The sequence below is a fragment of the Anaerobacillus sp. CMMVII genome, from assembly GCF_025377685.1.
In the GTDB taxonomy this organism is placed as follows: domain Bacteria; phylum Bacillota; class Bacilli; order Bacillales; family Anaerobacillaceae; genus Anaerobacillus.
The window spans coordinates 40,932-63,467 of record NZ_JACEHK010000018.1 but is presented as its reverse complement, the minus strand read 5'-3'; the positions used below and the strand labels follow the sequence as shown (position 1 = coordinate 63,467).

19 protein-coding genes and 3 pseudogenes are annotated in these 22,536 nt (G+C 35.2%); 14 read left to right on the top strand and 8 right to left on the bottom strand.

Annotated elements, in window-relative coordinates; genetic code table 11:
* The first annotated feature begins 92 nt into the window (after positions 1-92).
* On the top strand, positions 93-659 hold the full coding sequence (locus H1D32_RS23950; RefSeq protein ID WP_261180700.1) for a TlpA disulfide reductase family protein: 567 nt from the start codon (positions 93-95) through the stop codon (positions 657-659).
* Positions 660-911: 252 nt separating this feature from the next.
* Here the strand turns inward: H1D32_RS23950 and H1D32_RS23945 are convergent, their stop codons facing one another.
* On the bottom strand, positions 912-1,457 hold the full coding sequence (locus tag H1D32_RS23945) for an HD domain-containing protein (RefSeq protein ID WP_261180761.1): 546 nt from the start codon (positions 1,455-1,457) through the stop codon (positions 912-914).
* A 590-nt stretch (positions 1,458-2,047) separates the two neighbouring features.
* Between H1D32_RS23945 and H1D32_RS23940 the strand changes: the two genes are divergently transcribed.
* The 4 genes from H1D32_RS23940 to H1D32_RS23925 all read left to right on the top strand — a co-directional run bounded on the left by H1D32_RS23940 (position 2,048) and on the right by H1D32_RS23925 (position 4,549).
* Positions 2,048-2,278 (top strand): excisionase family DNA-binding protein, encoded by a 231-nt coding sequence (locus H1D32_RS23940; protein ID WP_261180699.1) that lies wholly within the window; start codon positions 2,048-2,050, stop codon positions 2,276-2,278.
* A 17-nt stretch (positions 2,279-2,295) separates the two neighbouring features.
* The gene (locus H1D32_RS23935; RefSeq protein ID WP_261180698.1) at positions 2,296-3,498 is read left to right on the top strand and encodes a putative glycoside hydrolase; all 1,203 of its coding nucleotides are present in this window, start codon (positions 2,296-2,298) and stop codon (positions 3,496-3,498) included.
* A 329-nt stretch (positions 3,499-3,827) separates the two neighbouring features.
* Complete coding sequence (locus H1D32_RS23930) at positions 3,828-4,379, top strand: GNAT family N-acetyltransferase (protein WP_261180697.1); 552 nt, start codon at positions 3,828-3,830, stop codon at positions 4,377-4,379.
* Positions 4,380-4,420: 41 nt separating this feature from the next.
* A complete protein-coding gene (locus H1D32_RS23925; protein ID WP_261180696.1) occupies positions 4,421-4,549 on the top strand; it encodes a hypothetical protein in 129 nt (42 codons plus the stop codon).
* An 83-nt stretch (positions 4,550-4,632) separates the two neighbouring features.
* On the opposite strand, the gene H1D32_RS23920 is transcribed toward H1D32_RS23925, so the two are convergent.
* Together H1D32_RS23920 and H1D32_RS23915 are read right to left on the bottom strand one after the other, a co-directional pair.
* On the bottom strand, positions 4,633-7,689 hold the full coding sequence (locus tag H1D32_RS23920; protein WP_261180695.1) for an efflux RND transporter permease subunit: 3,057 nt from the start codon (positions 7,687-7,689) through the stop codon (positions 4,633-4,635).
* Between the two features lies 1 nt (position 7,690).
* Positions 7,691-8,905 (bottom strand): efflux RND transporter periplasmic adaptor subunit, encoded by a 1,215-nt coding sequence (locus tag H1D32_RS23915; RefSeq protein WP_261180694.1) that lies wholly within the window; start codon positions 8,903-8,905, stop codon positions 7,691-7,693.
* 358 nt (positions 8,906-9,263) lie between these two features.
* On the opposite strand from H1D32_RS23915, the gene spxA reads away from it, so the two are divergent.
* Complete coding sequence (gene spxA, locus H1D32_RS23910) at positions 9,264-9,662, top strand: transcriptional regulator SpxA (RefSeq protein ID WP_261180693.1); 399 nt, start codon at positions 9,264-9,266, stop codon at positions 9,660-9,662.
* A gap of 215 nt (positions 9,663-9,877) precedes the next feature.
* Here spxA and H1D32_RS23905 read toward each other — a convergent pair whose 3' ends face one another.
* Complete coding sequence (locus H1D32_RS23905) at positions 9,878-10,561, bottom strand: TerC family protein (RefSeq protein WP_261180692.1); 684 nt, start codon at positions 10,559-10,561, stop codon at positions 9,878-9,880.
* A 464-nt stretch (positions 10,562-11,025) separates the two neighbouring features.
* Here H1D32_RS23905 and mecA point away from each other — a divergent pair, with 464 nt between their 5' ends.
* The 5 genes and pseudogenes from mecA (at position 11,026) to pepF (ending at position 16,621) form a co-directional block, all read left to right on the top strand.
* Positions 11,026-11,691, top strand: coding sequence for an adaptor protein MecA (gene mecA / locus H1D32_RS23900; protein ID WP_261180691.1), 666 nt, complete (start codon positions 11,026-11,028; stop codon positions 11,689-11,691).
* A 175-nt stretch (positions 11,692-11,866) separates the two neighbouring features.
* Positions 11,867-13,377, top strand: a pseudogene (gene cls / locus H1D32_RS23895) (cardiolipin synthase).
* 107 nt (positions 13,378-13,484) lie between these two features.
* Positions 13,485-14,104 (top strand): annotated as a pseudogene (locus H1D32_RS25705) (competence protein CoiA); the annotation flags it as partial.
* A complete protein-coding gene (locus H1D32_RS25700; RefSeq protein ID WP_483861132.1) occupies positions 14,078-14,680 on the top strand; it encodes a hypothetical protein in 603 nt (200 codons plus the stop codon). The pseudogene H1D32_RS25705 and the gene H1D32_RS25700, both read left to right, overlap by 27 nt.
* A 120-nt stretch (positions 14,681-14,800) precedes the next feature.
* Complete coding sequence (gene pepF / locus H1D32_RS23885; protein WP_261180689.1) at positions 14,801-16,621, top strand: oligoendopeptidase F; 1,821 nt, start codon at positions 14,801-14,803, stop codon at positions 16,619-16,621.
* A gap of 962 nt (positions 16,622-17,583) precedes the next feature.
* Here pepF and H1D32_RS23880 read toward each other — a convergent pair.
* The 4 genes from H1D32_RS23880 to H1D32_RS23865 all read right to left on the bottom strand — a co-directional run bounded on the left by H1D32_RS23880 (position 17,584) and on the right by H1D32_RS23865 (position 20,302).
* Positions 17,584-18,486, bottom strand: a complete 903-nt coding sequence (locus tag H1D32_RS23880) for a ClpXP adapter SpxH family protein (protein ID WP_314733496.1) — start codon at positions 18,484-18,486, stop codon at positions 17,584-17,586.
* 24 nt (positions 18,487-18,510) lie between these two features.
* Positions 18,511-18,888, bottom strand: coding sequence for a globin domain-containing protein (locus tag H1D32_RS23875; RefSeq protein ID WP_261180688.1), 378 nt, complete (start codon positions 18,886-18,888; stop codon positions 18,511-18,513).
* 172 nt (positions 18,889-19,060) lie between these two features.
* Entirely contained in the window at positions 19,061-19,690 is a 630-nt protein-coding gene (locus H1D32_RS23870) for a lytic transglycosylase domain-containing protein (RefSeq protein WP_261180687.1), read from the bottom strand.
* 27 nt (positions 19,691-19,717) lie between these two features.
* The gene (locus H1D32_RS23865; RefSeq protein WP_261180686.1) at positions 19,718-20,302 is read right to left on the bottom strand and encodes a CYTH domain-containing protein; all 585 of its coding nucleotides are present in this window, start codon (positions 20,300-20,302) and stop codon (positions 19,718-19,720) included.
* Between the two features lie 235 nt (positions 20,303-20,537).
* On the opposite strand from H1D32_RS23865, the gene H1D32_RS23860 reads away from it, so the two are divergent.
* The 3 genes and pseudogenes from H1D32_RS23860 (at position 20,538) to H1D32_RS23850 (ending at position 22,532) form a co-directional block, all read left to right on the top strand.
* The gene (locus H1D32_RS23860) at positions 20,538-20,918 is read left to right on the top strand and encodes a UPF0738 family protein (RefSeq protein ID WP_261180685.1); all 381 of its coding nucleotides are present in this window, start codon (positions 20,538-20,540) and stop codon (positions 20,916-20,918) included.
* A 70-nt stretch (positions 20,919-20,988) separates the two neighbouring features.
* Positions 20,989-21,621: a GTP diphosphokinase gene (gene yjbM, locus H1D32_RS23855; protein WP_261180684.1), complete on the top strand. Its 633-nt coding sequence runs from the start codon at positions 20,989-20,991 to the stop codon at positions 21,619-21,621.
* Between the two features lie 120 nt (positions 21,622-21,741).
* Positions 21,742-22,532: pseudogene (locus tag H1D32_RS23850) on the top strand (NAD kinase).
* Positions 22,533-22,536 lie beyond the last annotated feature (4 nt).

Sequence of the window (22,536 nt, the reverse complement as noted above, 5' to 3'; positions counted from 1 at the left end):
TTTTGGCCTAACTGTAATTGAAAAGACAACCAAGCATATACATGTACTATAAATACTTTGAGACTAATTATTTTTATGAGGCGGTGCAGGTGTTGATTGTTAGAAGAAACTTTCTTTATTTATCGATACTTTTTTTTATTTTTTTATTTTTGGCCACAAATTATCAGCGATCAGAAAGCTCGTTGAAGCAATTAGAACAGGAAGTCGTGGCGGCTGCTGTAGCAGCAAAAGTAGGCGTATATCAAGGGGATACAGCAGTAAACATTCAACTTTTAAATGCACATGGGGAACTGGTAAATTTGAAAGACTTACGTGGAAAAAAAGTCTTAATTAACTTTTTCGCAACTTGGTGTGCCCCTTGTCAAGAAGAGATGCCAATTTTGGTGGATTTAGATTTGCGGATCAACAATGAAAAATTTGTTATATTGGGTGTTAATGTCACAAAAGAAGAACCTAATCCTAATCAGGTTCGGGAATTCATCAGACACTACCAGGTGGAGTATGATGTCCTTTATGATGGTGAAGGAAAGGTAATGAAGGACTATCAGTTAATTGGGATTCCAACAACGATTTTTATTGATGATAAAGGGAAAATTGTAAAACGCTTGAATGGTATGTTAACCATGGATATGGTGGATAACGATCCATTTTTTAAGTAGCAATTATGCGATTTAAGTCGCGTTCATACCTCGTTAGATTTTATTCGTTAGAAGATAAGCGGTTTTAAATATCTTAGGTGATGTCTAGCGCAAGCCCTATCCCCTCGAGGTCAGTAGCTTTTGTCGGGGCTAAACAGGGAAAAAGTATGTGTGCTTTTTCCTAGGGGAAAGCACACTATTCTTTTTCATAGGGCGCTTGTGCTTTTCTTGTAGATGATTGAGTTAAGATTAAATAATTTATCGATAAGAGTTTCACAAAATAGCTGTTCGAGGACTCAACTGCAACTGAAATAACTCATTGTCGATCATTTTGTCCAGCTTAGCGAGAAGCCGTCTTGCTCGTTCATCATCAATCTCTCTATAGTGGTGGTTTCCGCTTGGCTCCTCATCCATTTCGTCTGCTAGAGCGACCACCTTTTGTAGAGGATCTAAAAAAAGCTCGCCTTCAGGTAAATAAGAGTCAGTGTGCAATAAAATAGCTAAAGCAATTTTTTTCGCCTTCTTTGGGTGCTCTCCAAGTCTTATTAATAATTTGTGAGCTCGTTCAGCACCTTTAATTGCGTGAATATCATTTTGTTTATATAACTCATAATCCCATTTTCCGTTTTTATACCATGTGTAATGGCCGATGTCATGTAAGAAAGCTGCTTTTGTAGCTAAATCAGGATTAACCTTATACTTTTTCGAGAGGTTAAAGGCATGATAAGCTGCAGCAATTGCGTGGGCCATACCGGACCTCTTTACATATTTTTGGGTAATCCGATGCTCAAATATTGATAATAAAGTGACGTCTCTCATCATGTTTACCTCCTCAATTTATTTGTGTTTCTTTTAGGCTCGTTTCTTAAACTTTGTTGGGCAAGCGTTCAGTAAATAATCCATATTTCTGCGTTAACACCTACGAATGTTAAAAAAGAAGCCCCCTAGACCTTGATATATCTTGTCATTACTAGCTATTTAAAAAGTAACATTTTTTTGGAAAGAAGCCTTATTAAAAAAATTTAGTACAAAGCTTAGCTCCTTAAAGAGAATACATGCCCCTTTTTGGGTTAGAATTATCAGTATTTTTAGATATTTTTAATATTATACATACGTTATAAAATGAATGCAAGTGAATAAATTTTTAACGTATCTCTTAGTAAAAGTGTATGACATCATTAGCTTGCCTAAACATGCATAGTTCGCCTTGAATAGATATATTTAACTAATCAACTAGATAAACTCAAGGTTCAAACCAAAAGAAAACGGGGATATTAAGTGTAAGATTTGTTGTAAAAGCTCAAAAAATGTCTAAATTATGTGATGAACTTATTGGTATTCATCCCGAACAAATGTATAATCCTTATAAAAGAGACAAATTGCTGAATAAAAAATAGGGAGGGTTAGAAATGTATATAACTATAAAAGAATTGGCTGATTACTTACATTTGTCACCAGACTACGTTTTTCAGCAAATAAAAATTGGGAATATACGTGCTGTTCATGATGGAGAACAATATTTAGTAAATAAAGATCAGTTTACTAATACAAGGGATAAAATTGAGAAGGAAATTCTGTTATGGAGAGAAGAGCAGTTGCAAGATTTACCAGTAGACATTGATGTAAAAGACGAAGATTAATAGAATTGAGGTGCATTATGGGGAAAAGGTTTCAGCAGCTATTTACATTGTTTGTAATCGTTACATTAGTAGGCATCGTTACAACGACAGCAACGTATGCTGAAAAGTCCGTTTCGGGGCACTCTTTAAAACAAACTGAATTAAGAAAACCTGAAATTCCAGATAAATTAGTAAGGTTTTCATTCGACTCGGGATTTAATTTTGAATACCCAGATGCTGTTCGTGGAATTTACGTAACTGGTCATTCGGCAGGAGGGGAACGACTTAACTCGCTGATTGATCTTCTAGATCGAACAGATTTAAATACAATGGTCATTGATATTAAAGACGATTTTGGTTATTTAACATATGTGCCAGATGAAAAATCTCCTTATAAAGACATTAGTCAGCGTTATATTAAAGATCCAGCGGAATTGATGAAGCGATTAGAAGAACATCAGATATACCCAATTGCGCGAATTGTTGTGTTTAAGGATTCGGTTCTTGCTGAAAAACGCCCAGATTTATCCTTTACTGAGAATGGTAAGGTTTGGAAAAATAGACGTGGTGAGGCGTTTGTAAATCCGTTTTTACAGGAAGTCTGGGATTATAATGTAGATATTGCCATAAAAGCTGCAAAGTTAGGTTTTCAGGAAATTCAATTTGATTATGTTCGTTTTCCAGAAGGGTTTGAAAGGCGCGATGAAGCACTTACCTATGGAATTGGTGATTATCAAGGTGAAGAACGAGACAATGTTCAAAAACGTGTGGATGCTGTTACTGATTTCGTGGCTTATGCTCGGGAAAAGCTCGAACCATACAATGTAGATGTTTCTGTGGATATTTTCGGTTATTCTGCAACAATTTCTGAAGCACCAGGAATTGGGCAAAACTTTTCAAGAATTTCGGAAAACGTGGACGTCATCTCCTCAATGATTTACCCTAGCCATTGGACTTCTTATTTTGGGATTGCGAAACCAGATTTACACCCTTACGAATTAGTATCAGCGTATGCAAAGGTTGAAAATGAAGTGTTGGGGAATTTAGAAAACCAACCAAGGTCGCGACCTTGGCTCCAAGATTTTACCGCATCTTATTTGGGAGCAGGGAACTATAGAGTTTATGGTAAAGAGGAAGTAGAAGCACAAATTAAGGCACTTTATGAAAATGGAATTAGAGAATTTTTGTTGTGGAATGCCGGAAATCGGTATACACAAAATGTAAACTATAAGCTGGAGTAATAATTGCGCAAAGGGATATCTCCTTTGCGCTTTTTATCTGATGATGGACAAAAAAAGTAATAAAAAAGCCTAAAGTTTATTACAAAATCTGAAATGATTAGAAACTTTGTTTAACAAAAGTTAAAATTCGCATATACTACTAGTAGAGACATGTTATTGTAAATGGTAAGGGCTAAATCTTGCCTTTTAAATAGGCCATTTTGGCATGGATTGTTGTTTTCAATTAGATCGATCTAAACCGAAACATCAAGGTCTAGGGGCATCTTTTCTAACTTAAATAGAGTCACTTGAAAGGCGTCTGAGTATTTCTTTTAATTCTGGAGGTAAACATGAATTGGTATGAAAAGCTGAATCAATATTTCCCTATTGAGGAAATGAAGTCACAACAGCACATGGAATTATTGTTAAGCGAAAAAGGAGATATTTATCACAAAGATGAAGGCCCAAATCATGTTATGATGTATGTAGAAATGGATGATTTCCTCTTCATTGATTACTTGTTTGTTTCGAAAAATGCAAGAGGTCAGGGGTTAGGGAAAAAATTATTAAATAAACTAAAAAATAAGCTAAAGCCAATTATTTTAGAAGTAGAGCCAGTTGATTATGATGATACTGATACTGAAAAACGATTACGTTTTTATGAGCGTGAGGGATTTCACCATGCGAAATCAATTGGTTATAAACGAAGATCGTTGGCAACAAAGGAAATTACTGAACTTGAAATTCTTTATTGGTCACCCGAAGAAGAGGATGAAGAAACGATTTTTGACAAGATGAAGCAAACGTATGAAACCATTCATACGTATAAAGATGAAGAATTATATGGTGAAGCCTATGAAAAGGTTGACGAAGTTCTTTCTTTTAATGAAGATCGAACTTAACAATATACCTGCTGTTTATTTCTATAAGGAAGGTGTTGGAAATGAAAGGTAGAGACAAAAAACGTAAAAAGAAAAGAGAACTTCTAAAAGAATTAAAAAAGAAATTGCCAGGGTGGCAAAAAATTCCTGGTAGAAGTCCTGTTTCATCAAGTTCTCGAACAATTGCATAATGATTAAAGAGGATGCTTCATTGAAGCATCCTCTCCTTTTATAGTATGAACACTAACTCTCTTTAAAGCAAACCCCTCAACCCTCAAAACTCTACAGTTTTCTTAACTCTTTTTTCCCGCCAGTGGTCAAATAATAGGAAGATGGCCGGAATTAGCACGAGTGTAATAAATGTTGCGAAGCTTAGACCAAATACTATTACGATGGCCATAGGTTGTTGGATTTCTGTTCCTTCTCCAAAACCTAATGTTAATGGAATTAAACCTAAGATCGTCGTCAGAGCAGTCATTAATATTGGGCGTAGTCTTGTTGGACCAGCTTCTAAGATTGCCTCGTATGTATCGATACCTTTAGCTTTTAATAAGATTATGTAATCAATTAATACGATCGCGTTATTGACGACAATACCTGTCAAAATCAATATACCTACCAGAGAGCCGACACCAAGGGGTTGAAAGGTAATGAAAAGTCCAACTAAAATCCCAATCACAGTCACAGGGACAGAGAACATGATAATAAATGGATAAAAGAATGATTCAAAGCGAGCTGCCATGACCATGTATACCAGTACCACAGCTAACGCAATTGCTCCACCTAATTTAAAGAAAGCATCCTGCATCTGTTCGTTTTGCCCACCGAAAGAAATACGATATCCAACTGGAAGTGAAATTTCTTGTCGTAAAGTTTCTTCAATTTCATCAATAATACTTCCTAAATCTCGATCTAAAATAGATGCTCTAACAGTCACCTCACGCAGGCGATCAGCACGCCGGATTTGGCTAGGTCCCTGTTCTCTAACGATAGATGCAATCGCATGTAGAGGTACCTTCTCTCCGGTCGGAGCATCGATTAGTAATTGTGATAAAGCTTCAATAGATGTTGTGTAGCGATCATCGACGATTAAGCGAACATCAATTTCGTCTCCACTTCTCGCAAGTTTAGTTGCTATTAATCCTCTTGTTGCATCATTAATTGTAGCTGCAATTTGTGCACTACCAATCCCGTAGGTTGAAGCTCGCTCACGATTAATATTTACAGTGATTTCTGGGTTTCCTGAGGTGAAATTTGACGAAGGTTCCCTGACTCCGTCTACTTTTGAGATAATCTCAATGACTTCATCAGAAATGATTCGTAATGTTTCGATGTCAGCACCTTTCACTGTAATTGATACTGGGTCTCCTGTGAAACCAGAATCACTAGCAGAAACTCTTATTTCAGCATTTGGAATAGTGGAAAGGGAATTTCGAATGTTCTCAGCAACCTCAACATCACTCTTGTTTCGGTTAGATAAGTCTTTTAATAAAAGATTATAATTCGCTCTATTTGTCTGTGTCCCAGCAGCCAAAGAGAAGTTATCAGATCCACCAACAGTGACATAGGATAGTTCTATCTCGGGTGTTTGTGCAATAATTTGATCGATATCTTGAACCATTTCAAACGTTGCCTTAAGCGAACTACCAGCAGGTAATCTGGCATCAATTCCAACAAAACCTTGATCTTGTGCAGGGAGAAACTCCTGACCGATAAATGGTATTAAGCCAAGCGAAGCTAAAAACAAGACGAAAGTGATCAAAACTGTAAATTTTGGCTTTCTTAAAACTCTCTCTAAAAGATTTCTATACCATTCTGTTATCCGCGTAAAACCATGTTGAAAAGAGGAGTCTTTTTCACTCACTTTCATAAAGGTAGATGATAGCAGAGGTACAATAATTAATGCGGTAAATAGACTAGCAAGTAACGAAAATGCAACACTTAAAGCCAATGGTTTAAATAACTGAGCAGCTAAACCTTCAACGAAAACAATAGGGAGGAAAACAACAACCGTAGTTAACGTAGAGGCTACGATGGCACCACCTATCTCACTTGTTCCTTCAATTGCAGCTTCCTTTAGTGAATACCCCAACTGGCGCAAGCGGTAAATATTTTCTAATATGACAATGGCGTTATCAACCATCATCCCTATTCCTAGTGCCAACCCTCCTAAGGTTAGTACGTTCAAAGTTTGACCGCTGAAGTACATGAAGAGGAATGTCGTGATAATTGAAATAGGAATTGAAAACCCAATAATCAGCGTGCTTCTAAAGTTTCGTAAAAACAAATAGAGAACCCCTGCTGCTAAAATACTTCCCAAGAGCATATTCCAAGCAACTGCACGAATTGACTGCTCAATAAACTTACTTTGATCAAAAATCGCTTTTACTTCTACACCGTCTGGTAGTTTCTTTTTTATTTCATCTAATCGTTCATTTAGGGCTCTGGCAACAGTTACAGTATTAGCTCCTGAAGCTTTTAGAATAGATAATCCAACGCTAGGTTCACCATTTAAGTAACTTTCTTGTAAAACTGGTTTCGTTGTATCTGAGATTTCGACTAAAGTTCCAAGCGGAACAGTACCTTGCTTTGTTGGGACTGGCAAAGTCTCTAAGTCATAAAGAGAAGTGAATTGACTTGTAATCCTTATCGGTAAATTTTGGTTTTGGTCTTCTAGCGAACCACCAGGGATATTTAAATTTTCGCTACCAATAATTTGTTGTAGTTGACTTAAGCTAACCCCAAAACTGGTAAGTTTAATCGGATCAACTAATAGTTGGATTTCCTGTTCTGTTCCTCCTTCTACTGTTACTGCAGCTACACCGTCTACTGAATCAAGGAATGGCTTGATCTCATTTTCTACAATCTTTTTAGCAGCAATCAAATCACCATTCGGCTCAGTTATGGCAAGCTGTGTAATTGGTAATAGGCTTGGATCAAAACGAAGGACCATTGGCATTGGAACTTCCCTAGGTAGCCCATCTCTAATTAAATCGAGACGTTCTCTCATATTAAGAGTAGCAAAATCCATATCAGTTCCCCAGCCGAATGAAACAAGGATTAGAGCCCCTCCAGTCCTAGAAGTAGACGATACGGACTCAACGTTGGGAATACTTGACATAATTTCTTCAATAGGTCTTGTAATAAGTTGTTCAATTTCTTCTGGACCTGCTCCACTATAGGTTACAGTTACAGCAGCAACAGGAAAGGTCATTTCAGGAAATAAATCAACAGGTAGATCACGCAAAGAAACTAAACCTAATATCAAAATTAAAACGATCACCATAGACATTGCTACGGGTTTAAGTACAGATAATTTTGCAATCTTCATTTTAATCCTCGTTTCTTACTGTTATTTCTACTCCATCAGTTAATCGTTCTTTCCCTCTGGTTACTACTTGATCACCTAAAGTAATCCCTTCATGGACTTCAATTACATTACCACTTCTAATACCTAGTGTAATATCTTGGCGTTTAGCAATGCCATCTTTTACGATAAAAACGTAAGGAGAATTTTCGTCATAAAGAATACTTTCAGTCGGAATAACATTTGCTTTTTCAATTCCACCTAAATCAATATACGCAATGACACGCATACCACCTTTTATACGTTCACCATCATTCTCAATAGGGATTTCTACTTTAAATAAATTCGTTTGTGGATTGATGGTAGGAGAGACAACTTGTATCTTACTTTTGATCTCATTTTGTAGCCCCTCAATTACTAAAGTTGCCTTCATATTTTCTGCTAATTGTACAACTTGATAACTATTGACATGAAATGTCGCAATGATTGGATTTAGATTAACGACTGTGGCCAGAGCACTATTTGGTGGTGCTATTTGATTTTCCGTGACATTTAGCTCGGCAATTGTTCCGTTAATCGGTGAGGTTAACGTAGTTGCTTCAACGGCCATTTGAGCTTGGCGGGAATTTTGTTTCGCAACCTCAAGTTGTATTTCTAATTCAGCGACATTTATTTGAGGTAAACTTCCAATCTTGCCAGCTGCTTGGGTAAGCTCTGCCTGCTTTAATGAAGTTTCTAAAGATTGCTGGATAATCAATAATAAATTTATATCTTCAGCTTCATCTGTTAACGAACTAATTAACTGTCGAGATTTATCTAAAGATGCTTCTAACTCTCGTTGAAGTTTTTGAATTTCTGCGTATTCACTATCAACATTTTTTTGTAGTTGCTTAGCAGCTGTAATCCCCTTTTCTAATTCAGATACTGCTTTTTGTGCTTGACTGGCTTGGCGTTGCACAATTTCATCGTCTAACCTTAGAATTTGCTCTCCCGCAAATACCTTGTCCCCTACTTTTTTATTTACTTCAATAACATTAAAAGGAGTTGTCGTAAAAAGGGGGATGATTGCGTTTGGTAATGCTTGACCGGGGATTTCTAATTTTTGTTCTAAATTAATTTCTTGAACAGATGCAAGATCAACGGGAATTTGTTGACCAGTAGTTGTTTCACTAGTGATATCCTTTGTAGAACAGGCAAATAAGAGAAATATTGAAGCAAAGGCTAGTCCAAAACGTTTCAATTTTTTTCATCTCCTAAATATAAATCTGTGTTTAATATTTGTTAAGCAATGGTATCTATACCATCTAACATAAATCCATGTCTAAATTTACTATATATTTGGGAGATTGTACAAAATTAATTCTCATTAAGGTGGGTCTAATTTTTTCGTTGTAGTTTCAAAAAAAAAGAAAGTGGGTATAGAGTAAAGAGCAGTTTATTAAGTTCTCACTATGTACAGAGTGTATAAATTTTGTTTATTTTTTTTTCAATCAGGGGTGTTCAAATTAGAATAATTATTGTATAATTTTTATATCAACTAACATTACACATACCAAACATTAGTTTTAGATAAAGATATTTGAAGGGAGAATTGGAAAATGGTAACTCTATTTACATCCCCAAGTTGTACATCTTGTAGAAAAGCAAAAGCATGGTTAGAGGAACATAATATTGAATTTGTAGAAAGAAATATTTTTGCAGAACCTTTAACGATTGATGAGGTGAAGGAAGTAGTTCGAATGACCGAAGATGGTACAGACGAAATTATTTCAACTCGTTCTAAAGTATTTCAGGAGTTAAATGTTGAAGTAGAATCTTTATCATTACAACAACTATTTAAGATAATTAGTGAAAACCCAGGGCTTTTAAGAAGACCGATCATTATTGACGAAAAGCGTTTACAGGTGGGGTATAATGAGGCGGAAATTCGTCGTTTCTTACCGCGCAAGGTTAGAACATTTTTCTTACAGGAAGCTCAAAGAGCAGCAAACGAATAATACATGCGAAAAGAGGCAGTCATTACTGCCTCTTCTCTTATTTTTAGTAAGAAATTTAGTTTTACATTCTTGAGATACCGTCTATTCCTACATCCATCTAGTAGTCTTCAATGAAAGTATACTATTCAGCAGATGTCATTAACCGACACGTAAATGTTACAAAGCTAGAGGGTGTTTCCTGCTATGCTTGTGCACTTCTTACTGTTCTTTTGCTTCTAAGCCCTAAACTCAATATTACTTCTTCGTAATCGTTTCATGACCCATCCAATGAGCACTACTGCAACTACTAAACTAATCTGCAAGAAGATTGAAACCAAGGGATGACTTGTAAAAAGTGGGGCTAATAAGGGTTCATGGACGATCATTTTAGTGGCTGTAAAAGCAAGGATAGCAGCTCCTATGTAAATAACAATTGGGTAGCGCTGCATAGCAACTAAAATAATTTTACTTCCCCAAATGATAATAGGGACAGAAACTAATAATCCAATTATTACTAGTGTTTTGTTTCCGTGTGCCGCTCCTGCGACTGCTAGGACGTTATCAAACCCCATGACAATATCTGCGACAATAATTGTTTTTATTGCAGCCATCAATGTAATACTTCCTTGAATCTCTCTTTCGTCCTCCATATCAATTAATAGGTGATAGGAAATATACAATAACAAGGCACCACCTATAGCCATAAGCATAGGTATTTGTAATAGATAAACTGCAAATAATGTTAAGGTAATTCTTGCAAAAATAGCTAGACCAATTCCAAGCAAGATAGCTTTGTTGCGAATTCGTTCAGGTAAATTACGACAGGCTAAGGCTACAACAATTGCATTGTCACCACCTAAGACAATATCAATACTAATAATTGTTAATAATGGAATAAGAAAATCCATCTCTAGGCTCATGGACACACCTCATAATAATGGAATGAATAAATAAATAGTAACTACATTAATCATAAATTGTTAATTTAAGGGACAACTTATTAACTAAACATATCACTTTGATGAGTAATTCATTCCACTTTTAGAAAAAAAAGATGAAAAATTCACTGTATAAATTTGTTAGCATATAATTTCCATTCTTAATTGATTTATCATAGAATAGAAGTATAATATATGAAAAAGGAATTGCTTTTTTTAAATGGCTGTTTTCACCCATGATAAGTTGAGTATCCTTTGACCACAGTTTATGGATGTAACGCAACAAACCTTTTTAGAAAAAGGGCCTAAAATATCCCTTTGATGGAAAAAGAAATGAATAAACCGTTTAACTCTTAAGTGAAAAAGATGACGGGACTGCAAGTATAAAAATTAGGGGATAGTAATCCCTTCCGCCATTTGAATTCGCCAGAAGGGAGAGAAGAAATATGGAGATTGAAAGACTAAACGAATCGACCATTAAGTTTTATATTACGTACAAGGATATTGAGAATCGAGGCTTTGATCGGGAAGAGATTTGGTATAACCGTGAACGTGGTGAAGAACTATTTTTTGAGATGATAAACGAAGCAAATGATAAAGAGAATTTTGAACTAGAGGGGCCACTCTGGATTCAAGTCCAAGCTCTTGATAAAGGACTTGAAATTATCGTTACGAGAGGGCAAATTACTGATGGCAATGTTAGGTTAGAAATTCCTGTTTCCAATGAGCAGATAAACATCCCAGTTGATGAAAATATTGTTGACATGCTAGATGATAACTTCGTAAAGAATAAATATCGAGATCGCGAGGATGAGGAACAGGAGTTATTAGATCTTGTTATTGGCTTTCAAGATTTTGAAGATATTATCTCCTTGAGCCATCATTTAGAGGTTAGGGGATTCAAAAATGCCCTTTATCACTTTGAAAATCGTTATTATTTATTCGTTATGTTCACCGATGAATTCCCTGAAGAGGAACAAGATGATATCCTGAGTCAAATTCTTGAATTTGGACACGAGTCGGAAATTACAATTCATCGTATCCAGGAGTATGGCAAAGAAATCATCGGTGATGAGGCTTTACAGGGATTACGAAAGATGTTCCAGAAATAATGATAGGCTGACGTCGTTGGGTCAGGCACTTCCTCGAAAAAGATAAATTATAGGCACCTCGGATAGAAGAGAAGGTCTCATATTTTTATTATCTTTTTTTAGGTAGAGCCCGCCCCTTTTTTGTACTACTTAAATAGACAATAGCTTCTATTTAAAAAGGGAAAGTGAGTAAAAAATGAAAAAGAAACTGCAAATATTAGTTTTTCTAGGTTTGATCGGAACAATTTTATACATAACAAAAGACTATTGGGAAGGATGGATTGTTGGAAGTGTCAGCATTCTCTTTTCATTATCTGCTTTTTTATTGCTGTTGTAATTTTCTTAGAAAATCGTCATCCATCACGTACTGTTACCTGGTTAATGGTACTAGCAATTTTTCCGGTCTTAGGTTTTTTCTTTTATCTGATGTTTGGACAAAACCATCGTAAAATGAAAACATTTACCGAAAAAGCCATTATGGATGAACAGGCCTTGGATCGAATTGAAGGCAATAAACCGCTAGACGAAAGTGAGTTAGGAAAAATGGGTGAGGACCAACAGCTATTATTTCGACTTGCGCACCGCTTAGCTAATAGTCCGATATCCTTTTCGACAGAAACAAAGGTCTTAACTGATGGGAAAGAAACATTTGCCCATATCTTAAAAGCGCTAAAAGAAGCGACAAACCATATTCATATGGAATACTATATCGTTCGTAGTGATGAGATCGGCAATGAAATTAAAGATATATTAATTGAGAAAGCGCGTCAAGGAGTGAATGTACGGTTTCTTTATGATGCAGTAGGGTGTTTTCAACTATCAAAATATTATGTTCAACAGTTGAAAGAGGCTGGGGTCCAAATGGTGGCTTTTGCCCCTGTTAAAATGCCATTATTAAACCATCGTATCAACTACCGCAATCATCGAAAAATAATAGTTGTGGATGCTCAGCTTGCTTTTGTTGGTGGTTTAAATATAGGTGATGAATATCTAGGGAAAAATGCGTATTTTGGCCATTGGAGAGACACACATTTATTTGTAAGAGGTGAAGCAGTTCGAACGTTGCAGCTTATCTTCCTACGTGATTGGTATTATATGACAAGAGAAACGTTACTAAAACAGAGTTATCTATCCCCAGACCTACCGACATTGGATCATCTAGGGGGAGTTCAGATGATTGCTAGTGGACCTGATACAAGGTGGGAAGTAATTAAAAAGTTGTTCTTTTCGATGATTACCTCTGCTAAAAAGTCAATTTGGATTGCATCACCTTATTTTATCCCGGATGATGATATCCTCTCAGCCTTAAAAATAGCTGCGCTAAGCGGTGTCGATGTAAGAATTCTTGTGCCAAACCGACCCGACAAAAGGATTGTTTTCCATGCATCTAGGTCTTATTTCCCTGAATTACTAGAAGCAGGAGTGAAAATTTATGAATATAACCGTGGTTTTATGCATAGTAAAATTTTAATTGTCGATAAGGAAATAGCTTCAATTGGCACTGCGAACATGGATATGAGAAGTTTTCATTTGAATTTTGAGGTGAACGCCTTTCTATATAGAACACAAAGCGTTCATACACTCGTTGGAGATTATATTTACGACATGGAACACTCAACGATTATTACTTATGAAAAGTTTAAAAGACGTTCAATATTTAAACGTATTGTTGAGTCTACCTCTAGGTTGTTATCACCGTTACTTTAGTAGTTGAGAGTGTATTGTTTAGAGTTATAGTGTAAGGCTTCGGAACAACGCTTAAGACTCTAAACTCTACACTATAAACCATAAATTAAAATAAGGAGGGAGCTTTATTGTTAGTTGCGCAAAATGAGGAAGGAAAATTTCTATCTTTATCTAGTCTGAATTTGCAAAAAGAGGAATTACTTGAACTTCGCCAAAGGAAGAAGTTTTTCTGCCCTGTCTGTTATGAAGAAGTCATCATAAAGTTGGGAACGAAGCAAGCCTGGCACTTTGCTCATAAAAGAAAACTAAGTTGTATAGATGAAATGGAAGGTGAGACTACTTACCATATCGAGGGCAAAAAATTACTATTTAATTGGTTAAAAAATCAAGAATTAGACGTCGAGCTAGAACCGTATTTAAAGGAAGTAAAACAAAGACCAGATCTATTAGTAAGAACCTCCAAAAGTCTTTTGTAATTGAATTTCAATGCGCCAAAATTTCCCCAGAAACGTTTATAAAGCGAACCCGTACCTATCAAGACTCTGGTTATTACCCATTTTGGATATTAGGTGGAAATCAACTCAAACGCCAATTCCACAATGCGTATCGCTTATCTAGCTTTCAATGGCTTTTTTCTACAAACCTTACTTCTGTTTTAAAGCAATCTCCCCAAATTATTTCATTTTGTCCACAAAACAAAACCTTTATTTTCCTAAAAAACATTAAAGCGATCTCAGCAACCCTTTCCTTAACAACCCCAACAATTCTATCAATAAATCAGTGTTCATTTGAGGATTTTTATCAACCTTATAAAGAGCATCTTCAAATAGATACATGGCTTCATACTAAAAGGTTATGGAGGACACCTCGCCCTCATCTAAGTCATTCTCAACATTTTCTTAGAAAACTATATCTTAAAAGAGGACAACCTTTATGGCTCTTTCCTAGTGAAGCAGGAGTACCCATCTGTTGCCACTATTTCATTGAAACACCCACTTATATTTGGCAAAGTTGGTTACTTGAAATATTTGTAACAAATAAAAAGGAAGGGGAAAAGTTTCATATAACTTTGGTGAAACGAGCGTTTAAGACTCTTGTAAATAAAGGAGTTTTCAAACTCAGAATTCTGCCTCTATTCGACAGTATGAGTTTCTATTTAGCAATTGAACATTATTTAAAGTTTTTGTGTCACATTCAGGTATTAACAACAATGGATTATGAAGTCTTTATCAAAAATCAAGAAGTATCTCATCAGAAAACATTAGAACAAGCCTACACCAAAGATCAACAAGTAATACGACACTATATTGAATTCAATTACTAGACTATTATTTCGGGAATAGTAATATTTTTTCATTGATAATAAAGGATTAATTCTTTTGCTTAGCGAACAATATATATGAAATGAGCTTTTTAAATGTAGAGAAATACGGAGGTGCTTATTTTGGCAGAGCAAACAAAAATGAAACAGCTTCCTAAGCGTGAAGAAATACCTGTTGAAAGAACATGGGATGTAGAAGCAATATTTTCAAACGCAGAAGCATGGGAAACTGAATTTAATTCAGTAAAAGAAGAGATGCCTAATTTACAGCAATTTAAGGGGCAACTCGGAACGAGTAGTGATAAGCTTTTCCAGTGTCTAAAGTATCAAAATGAAATTAGTATGCGCATTGGGAAATTATATGTTTATGCACATTTAAAAAATGATCAGGATACAACGAATTCCTTTTATCAAGGATTAAATGATCGAGCTTCGACGTTAGCAACACAATTTAGTAATTACTCGTCTTTTATTATTCCTGAGTTGTTAAGTATTCCTGAGGAAACAATTAATGAGTTTGTGGCAGAAAACGACGATTTAAAGGTCTACAAACATGCATTAGATGAAACGAATCGTGGTCGTCCTCATATATTATCTGAAAAAGAGGAAGCGATACTTGCACAAGTTAGTGAAGTTACTCAGAGCTCCTCTAATACATTTGGAATGTTAAATAATGCGGATATTAAATTTCCAACAATTAAAGATGAAAATGGGGAAGAAATTGAGGTTACACATGGTCGATATATTCGCTTCTTAGAAAGCAATGATCGTCGTGTAAGAGAAGATGCATTTAAAGCAGTTTATGAAACATATGGTAAATTTAAAAACACATTAGCTAGTACACTTAGTGGTAATGTAAAGAAAAATTTATTTAATGCAAAAGTAAGGAATTATGAATCAGCGCGCAAAGCAGCGCTAGACAAAAACAACATTCCTGAAATTGTTTATGACCAATTAGTTGATACAATCAATGATCACCTACATCTATTACATCGCTATATTTCATTACGTAAAAAAGTACTACAGCTTGACGAAATCCATATGTATGATTTATTTACACCGATGGTAAAAGATGTGAAAATGGAAATCCCTTATGAAGAAGCAAAGGAGCTGGTCATTAAAGGGGTAGAACCACTTGGCGAAGAGTATGTGAGTATTATTAAAGAAGGCTTTGAAAAACGTTGGGTAGATATTGAAGAAAACGTTGGAAAACGGAGTGGGGCCTATTCATCTGGTACATATGGTACAATGCCTTATATATTAATGAATTGGCAGGACAACATTAATAACCTTTTTACGTTGGCCCATGAGTTCGGACATTCAGTTCACAGTTATTATTCAAGAAAGACTCAGCCGTATCACTATTCTGGCTATTCGATTTTCGTAGCTGAGGTTGCATCTACATGTAACGAAGCTTTGTTAAATAATTACTTGTTAAAGGTTACCGAAGACAAAAAGAAGAAACTATACTTATTAAACCACTTTCTAGAAGGGTTTAGAGGAACAGTTTTTCGTCAAACAATGTTTGCAGAGTTTGAAAAACTTATTCATGAAAAAGCTGCAAATGGCGAACCTTTAACACCTGAACTATTAACATCTACGTATTATGAGTTAAATAAAAAATATTTTGGGGAAGACATCGTTATTGATGAAGAAATTGGTTTAGAGTGGGCGAGAATTCCTCATTTCTACTACAATTTCTATGTTTATCAATACGCGACAGGTTATAGTGCTGCCACTGCTTTATCGAAGCAAATTCTTGAAGAAGGGGAGCCGGCCGTCGCCAGGTATCTTGATTTCTTAAAGGCAGGAAGTTCTGATTATCCAATTGAAGTTCTCAAAAGAGCCGGTGTAGACATGACTAGCGCTGATCCAATTAAAGATGCGTTAGCGGTGTTTGAGAAGACGCTAAATGAGATGGAAGAATTATTATTTGAAGAGTAAGTCATAAGAAGAGGCTGTCGATGTATATTTACTTACCAAAAAATTATGTGGTAAGTTCTACATTGACAGCCTTTTTGCCATAATCCCTATAGAAGTATTAGGAAAAACCTCGAAATCTCCTTTTCTCATTATAGCAATGAACAGTAAAGACAATAGATAACAATAATAATGGTGCAGAGAGCCAGAGCGGAAAAAATTTCATTAAACTTAAGATGAAGATCCAAAATGCTACAAAAATGAAAAGAAGGCCAATTAAAAACATGCTTTGGTACATTATGTTGTCCTCCTGTCCTAAAATTAAATTTATTAAAGCGTATGTATGAGGTGGACAACTTATTCGAGATATTTATTTTTTTGTAAAGGCACTTTTCTAAAACATTGTTTTTAATCTAATTTAATTTAGTCTTAAGTTAGAAAGATTCCTTGTAACTCTAGTGTTTCAGGTATATAACTCTCTAATTGAAAAATCAATATTCTATTTGAAAACAGTCATTGTAAAAAGCTCTTTTCTAAAACATTGCTCCTGCGGTTACTCGTCGCACAAAAAAACTTGTTGCTTTTTAACCTAAAATAATTGTAAAAATTCATGATATGAAGACAACACTCAATAAATTGAGTAAGACAAGAGCACTACTTACTAAATTAGTAGTGAAATCTTAGTATTTACTTAAGCAGTAAACTTTGCAAAAACAGCCTTGTAAAAAAGTAAATCATGGCTATTTTGTGAAATAATTCACGAACTCATTGAAAAAAAACCGGAAAATTGTTACATTATATTTGTGAAGAAGATCACATAACTCCCCCTAGTTTATGTGAATTAATTTACAAACCCCTTTAAAATGTTTTAGTTCAAATGGATGAAACCTTAACAAGTAGACGTAAAAAGGCTAGGTCTCCCCAACCAAGCCTTCTTTACATTTAGGGTTGTAAAATTTACGAGCGCATCTAACTTGTACATATTGTTATTTACCTATATACCTCCAAAACGTTCCGTGTTTGACGGGAATACGTTCAACGACTTGCCGTAAGACAAGTTTTTTCATTTCTTTTTCAACCTCTTCGATACTTAAATCATAGACCATAGAAATTTCTTTAGAAGCAACAAATGAATGATGCATTAAAAACTCTTCAAGAAAAACCGGAGCTGATGGAATAGGCGGTTCACCAAGCATTTCCGCTAATACATTAACATAAACATTGTATTCGTATAGTCCGGTGACCATGAGACCTTCTTCGTCCACATTATCATTAAATACAACGATAGTTGGGAAAACCTTTACACCCATTTCCTTCGTTGTTTTTAAATCGAATTGTAAAGTCTTAATTGCACCCTCAGAATGCATATCATTTTTGAACTCCGTTAGGTCTAAGCCATCTATGCTTTTGGCACACTCCAGTAAAACTTCTTCTTTCGAGATATCTTGTTTATTTAAAAAGAGTAATTCTCTTAATTTTCTTAAGTATCTAATACCAACTTGCTTTCCTTGTAATTCTGCAGCCTTTATTGCGATAGAAGCTGCAAAAGGGCTAGCAATTGGATTTTCAAGCCAGATATCACCATCAACTGACATCCCGTTTCTCTTCGCAGTTTTTTCCCAAGACTCAGCCATATCCTTATTTGATACTTTTTCATTACAGCAGCGTAATTTTCCTCCGATTATGTATCGGATTGTAAAATATTTGCAATATTGCATCTGTAGCTTTTTTAATATAGGCTCTAGCGCCCAACATTCTGGACAGAGGGGATCTATAAATGTATAGATTTCCAACGGCTTCTTCTTTAGTCTCGTATTTTCAATAGGTTCATCAAAACCACATAGTCCTAACTCATCGCTACAATTGGAATTAGAGTCGTTCAAAGACAACTAGATCCCTCCTTTCCAAATTTTTTAATGATTTACCATATGATAAGCAGTTTGAGTCAAACGTTCAAAAAAATAGTCTCGCACGGGGCCATCCAATTGAACTTCGTCCATCGCCTCATCCATGCATTGAAGCCAAGCTACAGCGTGTTCATTTGTAATTGGAAAAGGCATATGTCTAGCCCTTAGCATCGGGTGTCCATGTTCTTCACTATAAAGATTAGGACCACCAAGAAATTGGGTTAGAAATTGTTTCTGTTTTCTTGCTGTTTCGGTTAAGTCTTCAGGAAAGATTGGAGCTAAAAGCGGGTGTAATTTTACTTTTTCATAGAATGTGTCTACTAATTTATCTAGTACTTCTTTTCCACCAATAGCAACATAAGGAATGTTTGACTGGGAATTCATTTTAAGTCTCCTTTAAAAGTATGTAGCCTTATTTTAGCAAGGTGAGTACTCTATCGCAAATAATCAGCCTTGTCGTCAAAAAGTAGTGTAACCAAATACCTTGTTGAGTCATTCTTATCAATGGTGTTTAACACAGAAACCCTGAGATCAAAAAATCATCTCAGGGTTTTTGTTATGCTTGAAAATAACTGCTCAGCACTTTTTGTACATAGTTTCTAGTCTCTTTAAATGGTGGGATCCCATGATGTTTGTCTACATTTCCAGGTCCAGCATTGTAGGCTGCTAAAGCTAATGAGACATCACCATTATAGCGATCTAACATCTGGCGTAAATATTTCGTGCCACCTTCAATATTTTCTTTTGGATCAAAAATATTATTAACGTTTAGGCTACGTGCCGTTGAGGGCATTAACTGCATTAAGCCAATGGCACCAGCCTGACTTTTGGAATTAGGGTTAAAGTTTGACTCGTGTTGGATGACAGAATAGATAAGTTTTGGATCAACATTATACTTTTGGGCAGCATCCTCAATATAAAGTTGGTATTTTTCAGCTTTCTCCGAAAATATAATAGGCGAAGAAGGTTGGGTAACATTTAGAAAAACATGCTGTAAGTTAACATGAGTTTTTTCTAAACTCTTACTACTACTTAAGCTAATCATTTGTGAAATGTTTTTCTGTAAATTTTCTTCAAGGAAAGAAGTAAATATTGAATCGAACGATGTCGATGTTTGAGTATTTTTTTCTTGTAAATTACGTAATGCCTGAAGTTGAAATAACTGTTGATACGATGTTACTTTCAAACGATCACCGCCATATCTCATTTTTAGCTATCTAGAAGCCTGCTTTTTTAGAAAAAAACGCTTAATTTTATTATTGGTAGGTCTTAGCGGAATATTATATTTCTGGAAGAGTTTAATAAAGTTTTCTCTTCCAATTTCCTCATCAGTTACTTCATACTCAATCTCAAAATCCTCTATATTTAAGTACTTGCTATGATCGAAAACAAGAGTACCATTCATATAAGTTGTTTCAGCTCTATTGGTTGTTAAAGAACCTAAATATTCGCAGGTTTTTAGATCAAATTCAAATGATTTTAGGAGTTGCTCCGCTATCCTTCCCGTAGGCAAGGATCCTCCTTGAAAAGCATTTACTGCTTCTGTTTGTGTGATTATTTGATGAGTTTCTAATAAACCAATTTTGTTTGGCTGTTTTAAGGTTAATGTATAGATACCAGCCTTTTCTCTAATCCTTAGCGCACTACCATAATCTTTTAGATGGTATTCTTTTGAGTCAAAATAATGATTTACTTGATTCTTAAACATTGTTTTTTCTATTTGAAATTCATCGCATATAAACAAGAACTCAGGTTTTGTGACCATATTCTTAAATTCAATTTCTATTTCTTGACACATAATTAAAACCTTCTTTAATTTTAGTTTTTAATACTTTTCTACTCTTAGATTTTGTATTGTTTCCAAACGAATGCTTGTAAGAAAAAAGTAGCCTTGAAAATAGTCTAGTTTTTAGAAATCATCTTGACCGTATCATCATACTACTATTTTAATGAATTTTGTAGAGAGTTATTATCGAATTTCTATATTTTATGATAAACTTAGGGGCATAAAATGTTATTTTGGAGGAAAGAAAATGGCAAAAAAACTTGAGGTTTCAAAACTTAGCATAGGTGAACGTGACGTAAATGTACTTGTTGATAATATGGAATTTTTACAAAATAAACTAATACAGCCTGAGGGCAGGATGCTTGCTGACTCTGACCATTTGGCCTTTGTATACATACTTGATGTAGAAGATGACTTTGTTTATGTTAGTTTCCCAGAGAGAATTTGGGATGAGTTAAACAGAGTCCTTAAACAACACTTACCTTTATTCTTGAGTTTATCCGAAGACAAGAGGGTTCCTTTAACACAATTTGAGGAAGAGCTTCAATACTTAATTAGTAATATTGAAGAGAATAGTAACTATGGGAAAGGCATGGTCCACGCTGTTAGTAAGGCTTTTGTTGTTTAAAGAGATGAGGAAGATCCTCTAGCAAACTTTCGCTATCTGAAGTTAAGTCTTAAGTATTAGGGGGAAAGGTATGAATTGGGATGTTTTTTTAGCACCTCATAAACAAGCTGTAGATGAGATAAAAATAAAATTAAGAGGGGTACGGAAACAATATAATATGTCTTCAACAAAACATACCCCTATTGAATTTGTTACTGGGAGGGTTAAGCCGATCTCTAGTATCTTGGATAAAGCAAAACGAAAAAATATACCGATTGAAGAATTAGAGTCCAGGATGCAAGATTTAGCTGGGGTAAGAGTCATGTGTCAATTCGTAGAAGATATTGATGCTGTCGTGAAACTTATTCGAATGAGAAAAGACTTCGAAATAATCGAGGAACGGGATTATATTTCTGATAAAAAGCGTAGCGGATATAGAGCATATCACCTAGTGATTAAATATCCGGTACAAACCATTGACGGAGAGAAGAAGATTCTTGTTGAAATTCAAATTAAAACACTAGCAATGAATTTCTGGGCAACAATTGAACATTCATTATTATACAAATACAGTGGTGAAATCCCAGAAAATATCATAGATCGATTACAACGTGCTGCAGAAGCAGCATTCAGATTAGATGAGGAAATGTCAAAAATTCGCGAGGAAGTCCTTGAAGCTCAAGCAATTTTTAGAAGAAAAGAAGAAGAGCAGAGAAACCACTAGAATTATGAATTAACAATTATGAATTGTTAATTCTTTGAGTGAAGGCTTCGAAGCAATGCTTTCACTAATTCGTAATTCGTAATTCATAATTCATAATTCAGATAGGAGTTGTTCTACGGAATGAAGTTTGCAGTAATTTCTAGGGGGGATGAAACGTCTAATGCCCTCATGCAAAAAATCAAGAACTATTTATTAGAATTTAATCTAATGTATGATAATGATGAACCAAATATCGTTATTACTGTTGGTGGTGATGGAACGCTTCTTTACGCGTTTCATCAATATAAGCAGCGCCTTAATGACACCTCATTTGTAGGGGTTCATACAGGACATCTTGGTTTTTATGCTGACTGGAAGCCAGAGGAAGTAGAAAGACTAGTCATCCATATTGCCAAAACACCTTTTAAAATCGTTGAATATCCATTACTTGAAGTGATCGTGAGACACAATGACTCGACTAAATCAGAGCGTTATTTAGCATTAAATGAATGTTCGGTAAAAAGCGTCGTTGGTTCTTTAGTAATGGACTTAGAAATTAAAGGAGAGCTGTTTGAAACCTTCCGTGGAGATGGCTTATGTATTTCTACACCATCTGGGAGTACTGCTTATAATAAAGCGCTTGGTGGTGCTATTTTACACCCATCACTAGCGTCAATCCAAATAGCTGAAATGGCCTCAATTAATAATCGTGTTTATCGTACAATCGGCTCTCCACTTGTTTTGCCACAACATCATACATGTTTATTAAGCCACTTAACGATGTCGATTTTCATATAACGATCGATCACCTTTCAATGGTTGAAAAAAGTGTGAAGTCAATACAATGTCGGGTAGCTGAAGATAAAATAAAATTTGCGAGATTTAGACCTTTTCCATTTTGGAAAAGGGTGAAAGAGTCGTTCATAAAATAAGAAT